The 17,095-nt window shown below is 61.7% G+C and carries 19 protein-coding genes and 2 pseudogenes; 10 read left to right on the top strand and 11 right to left on the bottom strand.

The genetic code is table 11. The annotated features are described in order from the left end of the window. A complete protein-coding gene (locus AB6804_RS14240; RefSeq protein WP_370886970.1) occupies window positions 1-702 on the top strand; it encodes a response regulator in 702 nt (233 codons plus the stop codon). On the opposite strand, the gene AB6804_RS14235 is transcribed toward AB6804_RS14240, so the two are convergent. After that, on the bottom strand, window positions 630-1,670 hold the full coding sequence (locus AB6804_RS14235) for an ATP-binding protein (protein WP_370886969.1): 1,041 nt from the start codon (window positions 1,668-1,670) through the stop codon (window positions 630-632). The two genes, AB6804_RS14240 and AB6804_RS14235, sit on opposite strands and share 73 nt — an antisense overlap. Window positions 1,671-1,850: 180 nt before the next feature. Between AB6804_RS14235 and AB6804_RS14230 the strand changes: the two are divergent. Next, a pseudogene (locus AB6804_RS14230) lies at window positions 1,851-4,151 on the top strand (TonB-dependent receptor). A 20-nt stretch (window positions 4,152-4,171) separates the two neighbouring features. Here AB6804_RS14230 and AB6804_RS14225 read toward each other — a convergent pair. The 3 genes from AB6804_RS14225 to AB6804_RS14215 all read right to left on the bottom strand — a co-directional run bounded on the left by AB6804_RS14225 (window position 4,172) and on the right by AB6804_RS14215 (window position 6,437). After that, window positions 4,172-4,582 (bottom strand): hypothetical protein, encoded by a 411-nt coding sequence (locus AB6804_RS14225; protein ID WP_370886968.1) that lies wholly within the window; start codon window positions 4,580-4,582, stop codon window positions 4,172-4,174. Window positions 4,583-4,695: 113 nt separating this feature from the next. Next, window positions 4,696-5,760, bottom strand: coding sequence for a beta-propeller fold lactonase family protein (locus AB6804_RS14220; protein WP_370886967.1), 1,065 nt, complete (start codon window positions 5,758-5,760; stop codon window positions 4,696-4,698). Between the two features lie 143 nt (window positions 5,761-5,903). Next, window positions 5,904-6,437, bottom strand: coding sequence for a DUF3280 domain-containing protein (locus tag AB6804_RS14215; protein WP_370886966.1), 534 nt, complete (start codon window positions 6,435-6,437; stop codon window positions 5,904-5,906). 210 nt (window positions 6,438-6,647) lie between these two features. Between AB6804_RS14215 and AB6804_RS14210 the strand changes: the two genes are divergently transcribed. The 4 genes from AB6804_RS14210 to AB6804_RS14195 all read left to right on the top strand — a co-directional run bounded on the left by AB6804_RS14210 (window position 6,648) and on the right by AB6804_RS14195 (window position 8,257). Next, window positions 6,648-6,854, top strand: coding sequence for a hypothetical protein (locus tag AB6804_RS14210; protein ID WP_370886965.1), 207 nt, complete (start codon window positions 6,648-6,650; stop codon window positions 6,852-6,854). 126 nt (window positions 6,855-6,980) lie between these two features. Beyond that, window positions 6,981-7,304, top strand: a complete 324-nt coding sequence (locus AB6804_RS14205; protein WP_370886964.1) for a hypothetical protein — start codon at window positions 6,981-6,983, stop codon at window positions 7,302-7,304. Between the two features lie 11 nt (window positions 7,305-7,315). Then, complete coding sequence (locus AB6804_RS14200) at window positions 7,316-7,690, top strand: VOC family protein (RefSeq protein WP_370886963.1); 375 nt, start codon at window positions 7,316-7,318, stop codon at window positions 7,688-7,690. Between the two features lie 318 nt (window positions 7,691-8,008). Next, window positions 8,009-8,257, top strand: coding sequence for a hypothetical protein (locus AB6804_RS14195; protein WP_370886962.1), 249 nt, complete (start codon window positions 8,009-8,011; stop codon window positions 8,255-8,257). 9 nt (window positions 8,258-8,266) lie between these two features. On the opposite strand, the gene AB6804_RS14190 is transcribed toward AB6804_RS14195, so the two are convergent. Beyond that, the gene (locus AB6804_RS14190; protein WP_370886961.1) at window positions 8,267-8,827 is read right to left on the bottom strand and encodes a J domain-containing protein; all 561 of its coding nucleotides are present in this window, start codon (window positions 8,825-8,827) and stop codon (window positions 8,267-8,269) included. Between the two features lie 70 nt (window positions 8,828-8,897). After that, entirely contained in the window at window positions 8,898-9,218 is a 321-nt protein-coding gene (locus tag AB6804_RS14185) for a hypothetical protein (RefSeq protein ID WP_370886960.1), read from the bottom strand. Window positions 9,219-9,382: 164 nt separating this feature from the next. On the opposite strand from AB6804_RS14185, the pseudogene AB6804_RS14180 reads away from it, so the two are divergent. Continuing rightward, window positions 9,383-10,791 (top strand): annotated as a pseudogene (locus tag AB6804_RS14180) (MFS transporter). Between the two features lie 233 nt (window positions 10,792-11,024). After that, window positions 11,025-11,468: a transglycosylase SLT domain-containing protein gene (locus AB6804_RS14175; RefSeq protein WP_370887045.1), complete on the top strand. Its 444-nt coding sequence runs from the start codon at window positions 11,025-11,027 to the stop codon at window positions 11,466-11,468. 116 nt (window positions 11,469-11,584) lie between these two features. Here the strand turns inward: AB6804_RS14175 and AB6804_RS14170 are convergent, their stop codons facing one another. Beyond that, on the bottom strand, window positions 11,585-11,995 hold the full coding sequence (locus AB6804_RS14170; protein ID WP_370886959.1) for a hypothetical protein: 411 nt from the start codon (window positions 11,993-11,995) through the stop codon (window positions 11,585-11,587). Between the two features lie 94 nt (window positions 11,996-12,089). Beyond that, window positions 12,090-12,455, bottom strand: a complete 366-nt coding sequence (locus AB6804_RS14165) for a hypothetical protein (RefSeq protein WP_370886958.1) — start codon at window positions 12,453-12,455, stop codon at window positions 12,090-12,092. Between the two features lie 352 nt (window positions 12,456-12,807). Between AB6804_RS14165 and AB6804_RS14160 the strand changes: the two genes are divergently transcribed. Then, window positions 12,808-13,281: a hypothetical protein gene (locus AB6804_RS14160; protein ID WP_035962924.1), complete on the top strand. Its 474-nt coding sequence runs from the start codon at window positions 12,808-12,810 to the stop codon at window positions 13,279-13,281. 132 nt (window positions 13,282-13,413) lie between these two features. On the opposite strand, the gene rarD is transcribed toward AB6804_RS14160, so the two are convergent. Next, window positions 13,414-14,391 carry an EamA family transporter RarD gene (gene rarD, locus AB6804_RS14155; protein ID WP_370886957.1) on the bottom strand — a complete coding sequence of 326 codons (978 nt, stop codon included), beginning with the start codon at window positions 14,389-14,391 and terminating at the stop codon, window positions 13,414-13,416. Window positions 14,392-14,588: 197 nt separating this feature from the next. Between rarD and egtD the strand changes: the two genes are divergently transcribed. Beyond that, window positions 14,589-15,557 (top strand): L-histidine N(alpha)-methyltransferase, encoded by a 969-nt coding sequence (egtD, locus tag AB6804_RS14150; RefSeq protein WP_370886956.1) that lies wholly within the window; start codon window positions 14,589-14,591, stop codon window positions 15,555-15,557. Window positions 15,558-15,560: 3 nt separating this feature from the next. Here the strand turns inward: egtD and AB6804_RS14145 are convergent, their stop codons facing one another. After that, window positions 15,561-15,857 carry an acylphosphatase gene (locus tag AB6804_RS14145; protein ID WP_035962921.1) on the bottom strand — a complete coding sequence of 99 codons (297 nt, stop codon included), beginning with the start codon at window positions 15,855-15,857 and terminating at the stop codon, window positions 15,561-15,563. Between the two features lie 69 nt (window positions 15,858-15,926). Next, on the bottom strand, window positions 15,927-17,066 hold the full coding sequence (locus AB6804_RS14140; RefSeq protein ID WP_370886955.1) for a response regulator: 1,140 nt from the start codon (window positions 17,064-17,066) through the stop codon (window positions 15,927-15,929). Window positions 17,067-17,095: the final 29 nt, after the last annotated feature.

Genomic DNA, 17,095 nt, shown 5'->3' with positions numbered 1-17,095 from the left:
ATGCATGCCGATATCTCCGTGCTGCTCGTAGACGATCACGCCGTGGTGCGCGAAGGCTACAAGCGTCTGCTCGAACTCAGCCCCGATGTCAGCGTCGCGGGCGAAGCGGCGGATGCCGCGCAGGCTTATCAGAAGTTCTGCGCGTTGCAGCCCGATGTCGTCGTCATGGACCTTGCACTGCCCGGCGCAAGCGGTATCGAAGCGATGCGTCGCATGCTCGCACGCGAGCCAAATGCACGCGTGCTGATCTTCAGCGTTCACGAGGAAGCGATTTTCGTGCGCCGTGCGCTCGATGCCGGCGCGCGCGGTTATGTCACGAAAGCCAGCGCGCCCGATGTGCTCGTCGAAGCGGTGCGCTCGGTTGCACGTCGCGTTTGCTATCTGAGCCCGGATATCTCGCAAGCGATCGCACTGCGCGCGACGATTCAGGAAGGACCGCCGGGACGACAGTTATCGGCGCGTGAGTTCGAAGTGCTCCGTTTGCTCGTGCAAGGTTATACGCTGCCGAGCATCGCGGAGAAACTCGGACTGAGCCAGAAGACCGTGGCCAATCATCAATCGGTGATACGGCAGAAATTCGGCGCCGATAACGGCGTCCAGCTCGCGCAGATCGCCAATCGCCTGGGACTTCATTTTTCCGATCTTACTGGCGCCCCCGACGCGCCTTCGTTCGGCTCGCTAGGCAACGGCCGCCCCGCCTGAACGGGTACGCGTGCGCAGACCAGAAAGCCCTGACCGGGACTGCTCGCAAGATGAAATTCGCCGCCCAGCGCCTCCACGCGTTCGCGCATGCCGACGAGCCCCAGGCCCTTGCGCGGCACTGACAGATCGACGCCCGGACCATCGTCCGCGATAGTCACGACGACCTCTCCTGAGCCTTTCTCCGTTTCCGGTGTGCGTACCAGATAGAGTTCGACCCGTGATGCACGCGCGAACTTGGACACGTTCGTCAGCCCTTCCTGCACGAGCCGATAAAGCGCTATGTTGAGCGCATCGCCGAGATGGTCGAAATCGCCCTCTACCGTCAACGTGAATTCCGCTTGCGGCAAGCGTTCGCGCCAGCCTTCGATGCAATGTTCCATGGCGGTCGGCAAGCCGAATTCATCGAGGCCGATGGGCCTTAGCTTGCGAGTCATGCCGCCGATTTCGCGGTACACGTGCGTCGCGCTTTGCATCAACGCTAAAGCAAGCCGATGAATTTCGTCCTCGCGTTCAGCGGACAAATCGCGAATACGTGCCGCATCGAGCGATATCGCGTTGAGGTACTGTCCCAGTTCGTCGTGCAGCTCGCGCGCTAAATGGCGACGTTCGGCTTCCTGCGCGGTAATGGCCTGATTCGCCAGCCGCCGGTTCTCAGCGAGCAGATGTTCCGCCTCCTGTTCGAGCGCATGGCTGCGGCGCACTTCGCGACGCGCGTCCTTGTAGCGCCGCCATGCGAACCACGCAAAGCCGAGCGCAAGCACGAACAAGGTTGCAGGAAGTTCATCGAGCTGAAAGCGCTCGGCGCTGCGCGTCCAGCGATAAGTGAATTCGCTGAAGTCGATCAGCGCGAAGCCTGCGCCCGCGACGATCGTCATCGCGAGCACGCATGCCAGATCGCGCGACGCCGTCGAAGGCTTGGCGCGTCTGGAAGCATCTTCAGCGAGAGAGGACAAGGATTCGGATGGCATCGCGGAATCCATTTTAAGCACGCCAGGCCCGCGCGATGGCGCGTGCAAATGACGTTTGGGAACCCTTCCCTGCACGATCGGGAAAAGCTCCCGGTGCGCGCACGGATTGTTGTGCGACTCTTTCTATCAAAGGCCGATCGTTTCAAGGAAGCGCACAAGAAAGAATAACCGGAGACGACAATGAGGAGCATGCCGCGCCGGTCCGCCATCGCGCATCGGTTCAAACCCCGAGCGGGACTGAAGCTCGTGTTCGGGAGCGCATTCGCGAGCATCACTGTCGGCGCATGGGCGCAAGCGGCCAGCGCGCCGCCGAATATGGAATTGCCGACTATCGTCGTGGTAGGAACCACACCGTTATTGGGCGTGGGCACGCCGCTCGAAAAGGTGCCGGCGAACGTGCAGACCATCAAGGGCAACGAGATCGAAGCGCAGCACTCCGCGACCGTCACCGACTAGCTGCAGCAAAACGTGGTGAGTGTCGACGTCAACGACGCGCAGGGCAATTCGTCTCAAACGGATATCAACTACCGGGGTTTCACTGCGTCGCCCTTGCTCGGCACGCCGCAGGGTCTTTCAGTGTTTCTCGATGGCGTTCGCATCAATGAGCCTTTCGGCGATGTCGTGAACTGGGATCTCATTCCGGAAGCCGCCATCAATACGATGCAACTCATTCCCGGCTCGAACCCGACCTTCGGCCTCAATACGCTCGGCGGCGCAATCGCCATCACGACCAAGAACGGCCGCACGAATCCCGGCGGGAACATCGATATCAGCGGTGGATCATGGGGCAAAAAGACTGCGCAGATCGAACAGGGCGGCGTGATCGGCAGTAACCTCGACTACTACTTCACGGCCAACATCGCGAATGACAACGGCTGGGCGGCACACAATTCGAGCCGCTTGCGTCAGGCGTTCGCGAAGCTACGTTACACGGACGCCGACACGACCATTTCTCTCTCGATGGGCGGCGCGGACAACACGCTCAACGGATCGCAGACCATTCCGCGCTCGTTTCTCGACAACTACAAGCAGGCTTATACGTTTCCCGACACGAATGAAAATCAGGTGGGCTATATCACGCTGTCGGGCGAGCACTACTTTTCGCCCAATGTGGAGTTGAGCGGCAATCTGTATTACCGGCACTATCGCAACCGCAACGTGAGCAGCAACGTCAACGACAATTACGGCGAAGTCGATGAGGACGGCACGATCGATCTCACGCAGGCGACCAACGATCAATCGGTGATCGTGACGGACAGTTATGGCGCGAGCCTGCAACTGACGCTGCTCAATAAGCTGTTCGGCATGGACAACCAGTTGATTCTGGGCGGAGCAGGCGACTTCGCCAATTCGCATTTCACTCAGTCGGCGCAGCCCGCGGAGTTCACCGATAGCCGCGCGACCATCGGCCTCGGCCCTTTCGTGCCGACGACGAACGCCAAGACGCGCAATGAAAACTGGGGCATTTACTTCGAGAATACGCTGTCCTTCACCGAGCAATGGTCGATGACGCTCGCGGGCCGCTATAACTGGGCCAAGGCGACCATCGGCGATGAAAGCGGCGTGCAGCCGCTCCTCGATGGACGGCACACGTTCTCGCGTTTCAATCCGGCAATTGGCTTCAACTGGAACCCGACGCCGTGGTTCACGGCGTATGCGACGTACAACGAAGGCATGCGCTCCCCGACCGCAATCGAGCTTGCATGCGCGGACCCGAACGCCCCGTGCTCGCTTCCGAACGATTTCATTTCGGATCCCGAACTAAAGCCGGTCATCTCGAAGACGTTCGAAATAGGTGCACGCGGACATATCGGCACATCGACGACCTGGAGCGCTGCGTTATACAGCACGACGCTCACGGACGACATCCAGTTCGTCAGCAGCGAAGGCGCAACGAGCACGCTCGGCTACTTTCAGAACGTCGGCAAGACACGCCGTCAGGGTTTCGAACTCGCGGGCCGCACGCGATGGGGACCGCTCGGGTTCGCCGCGAGCTACAGCTATGTGAACGCGACGTATCGTTCCACATGGAGGGAGAACAGCGCCAGTAATTCGAGCGCGGACGCCGACGGCAACATTACCTTGCATTCTGGAGACCGCATTCCCGGCATTCCCGCGAATACCGTGAAACTGCGTGTGGACTACAACCCGCTCTCGCGATGGAACATCGGCACGAATCTGACGTATCGCAGCAATATCTTTGCGCGCGGCGACGAGAACAATCAGGATGTGAACGGCAGCATCGCCGGCTATTTCCTGATCGATCTCGACACGACCTATAACGTCACGAAGCAATTGCAAGTCTATGCGACCGTCAAGAACCTGCTCAACAAGCGCTACGCGAACTTCGCGATTCTCGGCGAGAACTTCTTCAACGGGCCGAACCATACCTTCAACGGCGCGGATACCACCAATGAGCAATTTCTCGGCATTGGTGCGCCACGCGGCGTCTGGGTCGGCTTGCGCTATGCATGGAACTGAGTGCTGCTGCCAGCTCCAACTCAGCGCGGTTTGAACGGATAGATCTTTGCAGGTCGCCGTTGCCGCAAGTCCGCCAGGAATCTCTCGACGAAGCGGCCAAGTGCGTTGGCCTTGAGTTGCTCGAGCATCCGCATGGCATCGCTGGGCGATTCCGGTCCCATCACGAGCGCGCCCACGCCCAGCGCGCCAAGATGCACGACGAGCGCGCACGAGGAAAGCGAGCCGGCATCGAAGAGGCGAAGCGCGTCGGCGGCATCGTCGTCCAGTTCGATGCCTTCCTGGATGCACTGCTCGTAACGAAGCTCGCCGTGCTTGCCGACGTGTGCGGGCAGCCATCGGCAGTTGCCCGTGCTGCCCTGAGCCGCAATCAGAATGCGCCTGCTTACCGGAGTATCGGATATTGCGTCGAACGCCTCGGCTAATGTAAGCATGATTGTCCTCGCCGGAGAGCCTATCTGATACTAGCAGCCGCTCACAGCGAGGCGGAAGGTGGATTGAGCAACGATGCACGGTGCAAAGCGAAACGGCCGTGCGGCCAGCGCAATCAGCGGCCCGCTATCGATCCCGCGCTCGGCGGATACGTGACGATGCCCCATGCAAGCGGCAAGTCGCCGATCTGGCTGATGGTCTGGAAGTTCGACGCATCGAGCACATACACCGCATTGGAGCGGCCGCATGCCAGCAGCAGCCGCGATCCATCGGGGGTGAAGCTGAAATGCCAGCAGCGCTGGCCGACGGGTATGTCGCTCATGTGCGCGTAGGTCGCGCCGTCGAACACTTGCAGGATCTTGTCCCGCGATGCAACCACGATCAGGCGCTTCCCCGAAGGATCGAACGATACGCCATAGGGGCCGGTTTTCGTATCGACGGTCTTGACGACCTTCAGGTCCTTGCCGTCCAGCACGATGAACTTGTTCGCATTCTCCAGCGTGACGACGTATTGCTTTCCATCGGGCGATATCTTGATGCCGCGCGGACGCGAGCCCTTCTGCAGCTCGACGGTGCGCACCGGCTTGCCCGTGCGCGCACGGTAGACGGACACCGTGTCGTCGCCTTCGTTCGTGACGAGAATCAGCGTGCCGTCCCGCGAAAATTCGACGCCTTCCGTTTCATGGCCACTCTTGACCGAACGCGTGACCTTCAACGCTTTTATATCGACGATGGCAATTTCGGCGGGCGGCGAGTTCGCGTCGTCGTCGTCCTTCTCGGGCTCGCCGGGCTTGGGCGGCGCGCCGGATTCGCCCGGCTCATACGTCACATACGCATAACCGCCGTACACACGCACGAATTCCGGGTTCTTGCCGATCTTCACGCGCCGCGTGACCTTGCCGGACGCGGTATCGATTTCCGAAAGATCGCCCGTCGATTTGTTGGCGACATACAGGCGCGTGCCGTCCTGATTGAGGCTCAGGCCGCGCGGGCCGTCTTTGCCCACGTCGATGGTTCTGGCAAGCGAGAAATTCGCGAGATCGATCACGCCGACCCCGGCTGTTTCGCTGGTCACATAAGCGGTCTGAGCGGTGGCGTGCGCGCTGAATGCGGAGAGAAACAAAGCGGGTGCGAGAAACGACGCGCACGCCAGGCGCGCCGCCTTGATGGTGACTTGCATGAGCGTCTCCGGCTGAACGTTCTTTGTTCGTTCTATGGCGGGCCGTTTGAGGTGAGCCTGGCCCAACGACTAACTTAGCGCAGGAGACGCCGCGCACGCAATCGCATCGGGCGGGAGAAATTCCCGATTCCCTTCGCAAAGGATCAATGAAGCGCGGACGCATCGTTCGCGAGAAGATCGACCAGTGCCTTTGCGCCGCGTCGCCAGGACTGATCCGTATTGCCGCGAATATCGACTGAACGCTGAAAGAGCGTTGCGCCGCTGTGTGCGTCCTCTACCCGCAGATTCATGTTGAGTATCAGATTGCTGATCTTCTGCACCCAGCACACCCCGACCCGCGACGTGCCCAACTCACGCGCCACGCGCAGCTCACAGCCATTGCACGCGCTCATGTCCTGACCGCTCTGCAGCGAGGCGATGAGATCGCTCGCACGCGCGTTATCCGCGACTTCGAACAGAGCGCGTTGGTGTACGTCATCGCGCAAGGTGCTGCTGATCATCTGAAGCCGCTGGCTTTGAATCCGGTTGATGTCGGCGTCGTTGTAGGCGGCGTTGTCGTCGATGAGCGTGCAGTCGAGCAGTGCAATAGATTGCCGCGCCTCTTGCGCGAGAACGCAGCCGCTAAAAAGCACTGCGCTCGCGAAGACAAAACTCAATGCTCGAACAATGACGGTCATGGTCCAGTCCCGATTGATGCGCCAACACCACGGTGTTCATCTGTTCGCGCGACTCCAACATACCGCCGCCTGTCGACCCGATCAAGTGCGGCTGTTGCGCGCTGCGCATTGCCCACGCTCAAGCGGCGTAAATTGGCATAGGCCTTGCAAAACTCGTGGCGAGCATCGCGATGCTCGATCCACTTCAAGCTACCCGCCAGGAGCACCACCATGAAACGCACTCTCGCCATTGCGGACCTTCCGCCCGATACTCAGACCCGCGACGAAGCCACGCTCTCTCAGCAACAGATGCAGCGCATCACAGGCGGAAGGGCCGTGTCCGCCATCGTCGATGGCCGCGCGCCCGCAACCGTCGATGACTGGGGCATCAACATCGCCATCTTCGAAGGGCGCATCAGCGGACCGTATATCGTGTGATGCGGCTTGGCGGCTCGTGTCCATCGCGCGCGAGCCGCTCTTGGCAACCCGTCGTTCCCCGATGGATTCGCATGCCGAAGTGGAGTAACGTTGCAATGCGAGCCTGGCAACGACAGGGAGGCGATCATGTCCGGCGAACCCGCTTCACAATGGCAGGTCTTCGAATATGAGGGCTTCGACATACACGTGCTGCCGCAAATAAAACCGACGCCGGAGCACGCGCCTCCACGCGCGGCTGAGCGATATGTGTTCATCGGTCGTGTATGCCGCCATGGAACGAACGCCGATACGCCTGCGGAAGCCGTTTATTTCCACGCCGATGGCGATGATGAATACCGGACCGCGCAAGACGCAGTGGAAGAAGCGCGGCATATCGGCAAGAGCATCATCGACGGGACGCATCCGGATTTATCGGTGCTGTCGATCGTTTCGCATCGTCATCCAAAATGACAGCGGGAAGCATGCAACCTTCGGATCACGACGATGCGCGCGTCGAAAGTCTGAGCGCAATCACGCTCGCGACGCACGACATGCCACGTGCAGTGCGCTTCTATCAGGCGCTCGGTTTTCGCATCGTTCACGGCGGCGCCGATGAAGCGTTCACCTCTTTCGCGTTGGGCAGTTCCTTTCTCAACATCACCAGCGAAACGCACGGTCCCATTCAATGGTGGGGCCGCGTCATCATCTACGTTTCCGACGTGGATGCGTTCTATCGCAAGGCGCGCGCAAGCGGCATCGAGCCGCTGTTTGCGCCGCGCGATGCGCCCTGGAACGAGCGCTATTTTCATCTCACCGATCCCGACGGTCACGAACTCAGCTTCGCGCGTCCGCTATAACGCATTGGGCCGGGCATGCGTTTCGCTAGTGGCTCCTTGACGGTAACCGTACGCATCGGTCCGACGATATGACCGTTCGCGCACATACCCGCGCACGACACGTGTTGAACATACAGGCACATCAACGCCTTAATTAAAGCTTGGTCATGTGCTGTTGCTATTTCGCAAAAAGGCACGACGCTAGCGGATTCACGGCGTAGAGTTCAAGTGCTTTGTCACGAGTGTGGTGCGTTGCGGCAGGCGTCATTCATGCGGCTTAAAGCCTCGTGCGCTTCTAGCCGATATCCAGACATGAACGCCGCGTGCAGGAGACTTCAGATGAAAAGCATCAACGAACGATCCCTACGTTCTCAAGTGGAGAAATGGCTCGCGCCGGCAAGCGTGCCGGTGCATGTCACGAAGTTCAGCCGTACTCGCGCCGATCACACGCGGTACGTGTGCGTCGAAACATTGCAGGGCGCGGCGTCGAGAGCGTTATTCTTCTTTCGACACGGTGACGGACAGTGGTGCGTTTATCCGCCTGCGCCGCAGCGAGCGAACATCAGGCGAGAGCGGCTCGCTGCGTGACCCGAAGCCTCAAAGACGCATGTTGTTGAAGAACTGGAACCACATTGCGCCAAGCGGGTTCATTGCGCTGGCGCGTTGATCGGCAGTTTGAGCCGGCGCTTCCTTCGTCTCAGTCGCGGGCTCGGGCGCGGGTTCGCCCGTTGCCTTCGCTTCGCGCGACTCATGCAATGCAACGACGCTCTCCGCGATCTGCCGAGCCGTTGCTTCATCGCAATCCTGGCCGAGCAGCACGCCGAACACGACGTCACCGTTATGCCCTTCCGACGCAAAGCGCATCGCAAGCGATACACGTTTCGCATAGAGCGCCTCGCGCGCCGCTTCTTCCTCGCGTAGCTGCGCTTCACGGCGCTCCATTTCTTCCGCGAAGATACGGTCGTAGACCTCGCGTTGCGCGGGGTCCGACAAAATGGCGTAAGCCTCTTTTATCTCGTGAAACTTCGTATGGGCGGCCTCTTCATTGCCGACGTTGCGGTCAGGATGGCAACGCATCGCGGCCTTGCGATACGCCCGCTTGATCTCTTCCTCGGTGGCGTGCTCATCGACGCCCAGCGTTTCGTATAACGTTGCCATCAGCGTTCTTTAGCGTTCGTTGAAGGAAAGGGCACAGGCATCCTAGCACGCTAAAACGGGCCTTTTGTGTCTAGCGCCGCGTGATGGCGCGAATGCCTGATGCACCCATCAGATCGAAAATGGCGCGTGCGGGCCGCAGATAATGCGCGATGTGCAGCCGGATCACGATCACCGCGACGACGAAGAACCCGAGCGTCACCCACAGATATTCGCTGCGCCCCGCGACGACGCCATGGCGCGTATGCAGCAGCACGAAGACCAGCCAGGCGAACGCCGGCGCATGCAGGCTCCAGTGCCGCTGCGCAAAGTGCCATGCAAGCCGCCGCACGTCGCGTCTTGCGCTGCGATCGAGGCCGGCGAGTTCAGGGCGTCCGCGAAAAGCGAATGGCATGACGTAAGGGCTGCGTCATCGTAGAGAGAGGATGCATCCAGCATAGCGCGCAGACGGCAGTCCGAGGCATCGAGTAGACTGGCGCACATGCATGTCAATCGAATCGGAACCCGCACAGGAACCGCCGGGCCGCTGCGTTCGAGCGCATTTGCGAGCCACGCATCATGAAGGGCGGCAACTTTCGTATCACGGCAGCTGTCGTCGCCAGTGCGCTCTTTATGCAAAACATGGACGGGACCATCGTCGCGACCGCCATCCCTACCATGGCCCGCGATCTTCATGTCGATCCAGTTCATTGAGCAGCGCCATCACCGCGTATCTCGTCGCATTGACGGTGTTCATTCCGGCCAGCGGATGGGTGGCCGACCGCTTCGGCGCGCGGCGCGTATTCATGTGGGCGATCGCGACGTTCACATTGGCGTCGATCGCGTGCGCCGCCGCGATGAGTCTGCCGCAACTGCTTGCCGCGCGGGTCGCGCAAGGACTCGGCGGCGCGATGATGGTGCCCGTCGGCCGGCTCATTCTCTTTCGCGGCGTCAAGCGCGAGGAACTGCTGCAAGCGACCACGTGGCTGACGATGCCCGCGCTCGTCGGCCCGTTGCTCGGCCCGCCGCTCGGCGGCTTTCTCACGGATACGCTCTCGTGGCGCAGCATCTTCTGGGTCAATGTCCCGGTCGGCGTCATCGGCTTGTGGCTCACGTGGAGGCTGTTGCCGCCATCGCCGCCGGAAAGCCGCACGGCGCCCGATCTGCGCGGCATGCTGCTGTCGGGCGCATCGCTCAGTTTGTTCATGATCGGCATCGAGAGCGCCGGGCGAGACGTGTTGCCTGCGGGCGTGCCGTGGATCTGCGTCGCGGCCGGCTTGCTGCTTTTCCGGGCGACGATACTGCATTGCCGGAAGACGCCGAATCCGGCCATCGATTTCTCGTTGCTGTCGATCCCGACGTTTCACGCGGCCACCATCGCGGGCAGCCTGTTCCGGGCGGGTGCGGGCGCGCTGCCGTTTCTCGTGCCGCTGACGTTGCAGGCGGGCTTCGGCTACAGCGCATCGGCGAGCGGGCTCATCACGTTTGCGAGCGCACTGGGCTCGTTCTGCATGAGGCCGATGACCGCGCTCGCGCTGCGCCGATTCTCCGTGCGTACGGTGCTCTGCGCGGGCAGCGTCTGTTTCGCGGCGGTGCTCGTCGTTTGCTCGACGATGTCGCAAGCGTGGCCCGCGAGCGCCATCTTTCTGTTGCTGCTGGTCGGCGGCCTGGGCCGTTCGCTCAGTTTCGCGACGATGGGCGCGCTCGCCTTCGCCGACGTGCCGAAAGCACGCCTCGCCGCGGCGACCTCGTTTCAGGGAACCGCGCAGCAGTTGATGAAGGCGTTCGGCGTCACGGTCGCCGCCGGGACGATCCAGGCGACGATGCTCGTATCGGGCAGCACCCAGACCGAGCGGTGGCAGCTCGCGTGCGGATTTATCGCGACGGCGCTTCTCGTGCTCGCGTCCTTGCCGATGTTCGCGCGCCTGTCGCACGACGCCGGGGAAGGCATTTCGGCTCCGTCGGCCAAGCGCGCGGAGCGGACGTAGGCGCGTCTTTTCGAAGAAGTAACTTCTTCCACCTTGCAAAACTATTCCTCAGATCTAGGACAAGTCCATGATCTGCAAAGGGAATTTGTCAAGCTATAATGCGACTCCGCTGTTTCTTACCCAGTCCGATGCGCCGCACATCCCTTCTGATCGCCCTCTTGCTGACTTGCACCGAGGCCTCCTTCGCGCAGGAAAGCGCGCCCGCCGCCTCCGATGTCGTGGCGCAAAATGCCGTGCAGCAGGACACGCAAAGCGAAGAAGCGCATCACAAAGTCTCCGAAACCATCGCGCGCCGATTCGGCATCGCACGCGAAAAGGCGCAGGCCATCGCGACGGCGGTCATGTCGTCGGCTTCGAAGTATTCGCTTCCCCCGGCGCTTTTGCTCGCCATCATCTCGATCGAATCGCGTTTCAAGGAAACGGCCAGGGGCGCGAACAACGCCACGGGGCTGATGCAGGTCGTGCCGTCGGCGCACAAAAAACTCGTGCGCGATGTCGACCTGACGGAGCCGGAAGCCAACATCGAAGTCGGCTCGGCCATCTTGCATGGCTATTTAAAGTCGGCAAAAGGCGATGTCGATGCCGCGCTGAAGAATTACGGCGGATCGAGCGCCTATGCGCAGAAGGTCAGCCTTCGCGCGAAAACGTTTGAGCCGGTCACCGCGCCTGCTCAGTAACCCGTCATCTTCTAGTTGTTCTCTCGGCGCGCCGCCGCGTGGCGGATGCCGCTTAGCCCGTTCAGGCTCGCGACGATCGCACCCGCTTAGCACTCATTGATCATCGACACGGCGCGTCAATAGCCCTGTTGCTGGCCGCTGCCGTTCGACATACCGCCCGGGCTTGCGCTGCCCGTGCTGCCTGGACCGCTGCGTTGCATGGTGCCCTGCCCCATGCCGTTGTTCACGCCGTTGTTGCCCATGCCGCTCTTGGCGCCGGTTCCGGTGCCGGTCGTGCCGTCGCTCGTTCCGCCCATCCCGCTGCCGCCCATGCCGACGCCGCCGCCCTTGCCTGCCGCGCCCGTGCCCGCACCCGCCGATCCGTTGCCGCCCGCGCCCATGCCGCCCCCGACGCCCGCCGCACCCGCGCCGCCAGCGCTGCCTCCACCGCCCGCACCGCCGCCACCGCCGCCCGCTTGCGCATAGACGCCGCCCGACAGGCCCAGGACGAGCGCGGAGGCCACCAGTTTCATCGTGATTGCTTTCATTGCGAATCTCCCAAAGTTAGCGTGCCGGCTGCGCGTATCGTTTGCCGCAACCGCTCCTTGCTGGCGCAAGCAGCGTGCCGCGTTCGATCAGGCGTCAATAACCGTAGCCTGCGGGCGCGCATGGGACATAGGCCCGCCGATAACCGTCATAGCAGTAGCCTGCGGGCGGAGCCGGTTGCGCATACGGGGGTTGGGCATAGGCTGGTTGAGCGTACGCAGGTTGAGCGTAGGCCGGTTCTGCATAGGCCGGCTGTGCATACGACGGCTGCGCATTGGCGACCGACGTCACGAGCGCGCCCAGCACGGCGCCGCCGATCAACGCGCCGATGATCGCGCCGCCGTCGCCGCCGTGACCGCCGCCATGTCCGCCACCGTATCCGCCGCCGCGCCCGTGCGCCGAGGCCTGGCCCGCCACCGACAGACTACCGATCATCAACAAGACAAGTGCTCCGCGCTTCATGGTGTTTCTCCTGATCCCGTTGTCCGGGTTTGTGAGAAGCATCTTAAGCAGGCGCTAAGGAAATAACTGATGCAGTTGGTAACGGTGCATTTCAACGCTTACAAATTCGGAGGACGAACTAAACGGCGGCTGTTACGAACCCGGAAGAATTCGCATGTTGGTAACACTTGCATTCTTGAACTTTGCAACGGCTTCGCGCATGCACGAGGGCTGTTTCATTTGCTAGCGGCTGGTTACCGTTTGTCACCAAACAACAGTCAACGAACGACGATGGCTTCGCGTTTTCATCGTCACATGCCGCGCATTGGCATGCGTCGTTGAAAAACGCAGGATCTCAAGGAGTCGAACAATCATGAAGAAAATCGTCGCTGCTCTCGCATCCACGCTGCTCGTCACCACCGTATTCGCGCAGACCGCCACAACCGACGCTGACAAGGCGCAAGTGAAGGCCAATCACGAGAAGACCGAGGCCCAGGCCACGGCCAACAAGAAGAAGGCCGAGGCTCAACACGATGCCGCCAAGGCGCAGGCATCGGCGAACGAAGACAAGGCATCGGCGCAAGCCGACGCCAATAAGGAAGCCGCGAAGGTAGCGCGGGCGACCACGGCGGAGCAAGCCTCCGACGCGCGCGGTGATGCCACGAAGGCACAGGCGAAAGCCAACAAGAAGAAGCACGCTGCACAGGCCAAGGCCGATGACAAGAAGCACGACGCGGCGAAGGATGCCAACGTGGCGCAAGCCAAGGCCGACAAGGAAAAAGTCGAGGCGCAAAGCGACGCAAACAAGGCGGCCGCCGATGCGAAGGTCGACGCCGCGAAGAAGTAAGGGAAGCCGGCGAGAATTCGATCATCGCATTGCGCACGCGGACCGTCGAGTTGTCGATTCCTTCGGTCCCGTGCGTTGACCCATCGAGCGAGCCTTCGGGCTCGCTTTTTTCATCTCATCGACTTACCCGGTTCACTCGATACGTTCGATCTCCGCCGCGCCGACCTCATGCTCCGCGCTCGCATGATGCTCGCTCATCGGCGCTGCGCGACGCTGCGCGCGTTCATGCATCAGAAGCCTTCCGCTATGCACCGCGGTCAGCGCAACCGCCAGCCAGATAGGACCATACGTGCCAAGCTTGTCCGCCGAGAACGGCTCGCCGAGCAGTAACACCGCTACGCCTACTAGCAACACAGGTTCGACGTAACCGAGTATGCCGAACAGCGCGAGCGGCAAATAGCGGCTCGCACGGAGATACGATGCGAGCGCGATCGTGCTGAGTGCGCCGAGACCGGGCAGCAGCACCATCGAAAGAAGCGGCGCACCGGCGACCACGGCAAAGGAACCGCGTGCAGCCAGCGTGAGCAGCGCAAATGGCGCGATCAACATGATTTCGACGGCGAACGCGACGAGCGGATCGGCGTCGAGCCGACGCCGCAACACGAAATAAGGCGGATAGCCCAGCATGACGACGAGCGTCGGCCAGGCAAACGCCTGCGTGACGATCAACTCATGCGCTACGCCAATCGCCGCTGCCGCGACCCCCGCCCATTGCAGCGCATCGAGCCGCTCGTGGTAATGGAAGCGCCCGATCAGCACCATCACGAGCGGAAGCAGGAAGTAGCCGAGCGACACTTCGAGCGCGCGGCCATGCAGCGGCGCCCAGAGAAAGATCCACAGCTGCAAGCCGAGCAGCGTAGCCGAAACGGCGAATCCAGCAAGCAGGCGCACGTTTCCGGCAAGCTTCGCAACGAGCGCGCATAATTGCGGCCATCGATTGCGAACGGCCACCAGCAGCAGCGCGCCGGGCAACGTCCAGACCATGCGCCACGCGAAGATGTCGAGGCCATCGAGCGGGGCGAGCCACTTCGTATAAGCGGACATGAGCGCGAACAACGTGGAAGCGGCGACGGACAATGCAATGCCGCGGCCCATGACATGCTGATTCATCGAGATTTCGCGCTTCCGCGCCAGAATGCGTTGAGCGGCATTCTAAACGCAGCATCGGCGTGACCCGCGTCTAGCGTGTTTTTTGCTTCACCGCGAATCGATACCCTCCCGAAAGCGTCATTGCATCAGCAGCATCCGAGCGCTGTGCCCCGTTCCGAGCGGGCACGCGAAGAAAACGCCGCAACGATGGAGACGTCATGACTCAACCCGCCTTGTCGCCCCGTTTTTCCAGCGCCTTTGCAGAAGCCGTCCACGCCGGTCTTTCAAGGCGGCCGCAGAAGGAGCTGCCGTCGATGTATCTGTATGACGAAGTCGGCTCCGCCCTCTTCGAAGTCATCACCGCCTTGCCGGAATATGGCGTCACGCGCGCCGAAGAACGCGTGCTCAAGGCGCATGCGGCGGACATCGTGAATGCGCTGCCCGCCAACGTGAAGGTCGGGGAACTCGGCAGCGGCAGCGGACGCAAGACGCGGCGCATTCTGGAAGCGCTGTGCAAGAAGCAACCCACTGCGTATTACCCGATCGAGATATCGCGCACGGCGTTGCAGTTGTGTCATCGCGAGCTTGGGGATATCGAACGCGTGTCGATCGTCGGTTACGAGCGCGATTACCTCGCCGGCCTCGCCGAAGTGAGCGCGAAGCGAAACAAGGGCGAGCACTTGCTCGTGCTGTTTCTTGGCAGCACCATCGGCAATTTCGCGCGTCTTGCCGCGACGAAGTTTCTCCGCTCCATTCGCGGCATGCTCGAACCCGGCGACGCGCTTCTGCTCGGCACCGATCTCATCAAGCCGCTGCCGACGCTGATCGCCGCCTACGACGATCCCATCGGCGTGACGGCCGCGTTCAACCTGAATCTGCTCGCGCGGATCAATCGCGAACTGGGCGGAGATTTTCCGCTCGATGCCTTCGAGCACGTCGCGCGCTTCAATCCCGACGCGCGCAGCATCGAAATGCATCTGCGCGCGAAGCGTCCGTTATCGGTGCGCGTGCGCGACGCGGATCTGCACGTCGACTTCGAACAGGGCGAAACGATCTGGTCGGAAAGCAGCCACAAGTATGCGGCTGAGGAAGTCGCCCCGATCGCCGCCGATGCGGGCTTCGAATGCACGCATCAGTGGCGCGATGAAGAGTGGCACTTCGCGGAAAGTCTGCTGGTGGCGCGCTGAGCGTCAGTGCTGCTCGAAGCGTTCATAGCGCTTCTCGACGTAACGCTCTTCGCTGAAGAAGTCCGTGACGCGCGCATGCGGCGGCCCGCGGCGCAGCCATTCGAGCATCAGGTCGACCTGATTGGCCGCGCCCTGTATGACGGCTTCGACGGAGCCGTCATCGAGATTGGCGACCCAGCCGCGCACGCCGAGCGCGTGCGCGCGTCTGACCGTGTGATGACGAAAGCCCACGCCCTGCACCACGCCTTTCACACGCACATAATAAGTTTCGATTCTCGTATCCAGATCCGGACCCGGCATCGTGCATTCCCTCCATGTCCTCACATGGCCGCATTGTAGACACGACTGGGACTGCGCGTATGAGCCGGCTCAACTCAGCCTGAACGGTTGTGCCAGATCCGCGTGATCGCCCGCATGCGGACGCACGATGCGCGGCAGCGTCACTTCGAATGCCGTGCCCGCTTCTGCGGAAGAGCGCACCTTCACTTCGCCGCCGTGCATTTCCGCGATCTCGCGCGTGATGTAAAGCCCAAGCCCCAGACCGCTCGATTCGTTCTGACGCCGCCCCGAACGATAAGGCGCGAAGATGCCTGGCAGGATCTCCGCCGGAATCTCGCCGGCGTTCTGCACAACGATCTTCACGTCGTTCGCGCCGCCTTCGAGCCGCACTTGTATCGACGACCCTTCGAGCCCGTGTTGCAGAGCATTGCCGATCAGATTCGAAAACACCTGCGAAAGCAGATCGCCATCGCCTTGCAGGAGGGTATCGCCTTGACGCAGCACGAAGATGCGTCCCTTGCCGACGCGCGCCTCATATTCCTCGACGATATTCTTGGCGAGCGTCGCCAGTTCGACGGCGCGCGGCTGCAACGTCACGCGCCCGCCGCGCAGACGCGCGAGGTTGAGCAGCTGGTCGACCATGCGAACCATGCGCATGCCGCTCGACTTGATGCGCGTGCCGATGTTCGCGACGTTCTCGTCCTTCACGAAGCGCGACAGGTATTCCGCCGATGCGATCACCGCCGACAGCGGCGTGCGCAGATCGTGCCCCAGCACGGCCATCAGCATTTCGTTCGCGTCGAGCAATTGCTGCATGGTCGCGAGTTGCGTTGCGAGCTGCTGCTTTTGCCGTTCCATCTGGATGAACACATCGACCTTTGAATTGAGGATGCGCGAATCGAACGGCTTGTACAGGAAGTCCACCGCGCCCGCTTCGTAGCCGCGAAACGTGCGGCTCACGTCCTGCGCCGTCGCGGTGAGGAAGATGATCGGCACGTGCGCCGTGCGGGGGCTGCCGCGCATCAGTTCGGCAAGCTCGAAGCCATCCATGCCGGGCATGTTGACATCGAGAATGGCGAGCGCGACTTCGTGCTTGAGCAGCAGTTCGAGCGCGGCCGGCCCCGATTCGGCCTTCAGCACCGACAGATCCGGCCGCGCGAGCGATGCTTCGAGCGCCGTGATGTTGTTGCGGATGTCATCGACGATCAGCACGTGGATGGGTTGCGTCATCTGGTGACTCCTTGCTTGGGCCATGCCTT

This window comes from Caballeronia sp. RCC_10, assembly GCF_041360715.1.
GTDB lineage: Bacteria > Pseudomonadota > Gammaproteobacteria > Burkholderiales > Burkholderiaceae > Caballeronia > Caballeronia grimmiae.
This window is presented reverse-complemented; position numbering and strand designations above follow the sequence as displayed.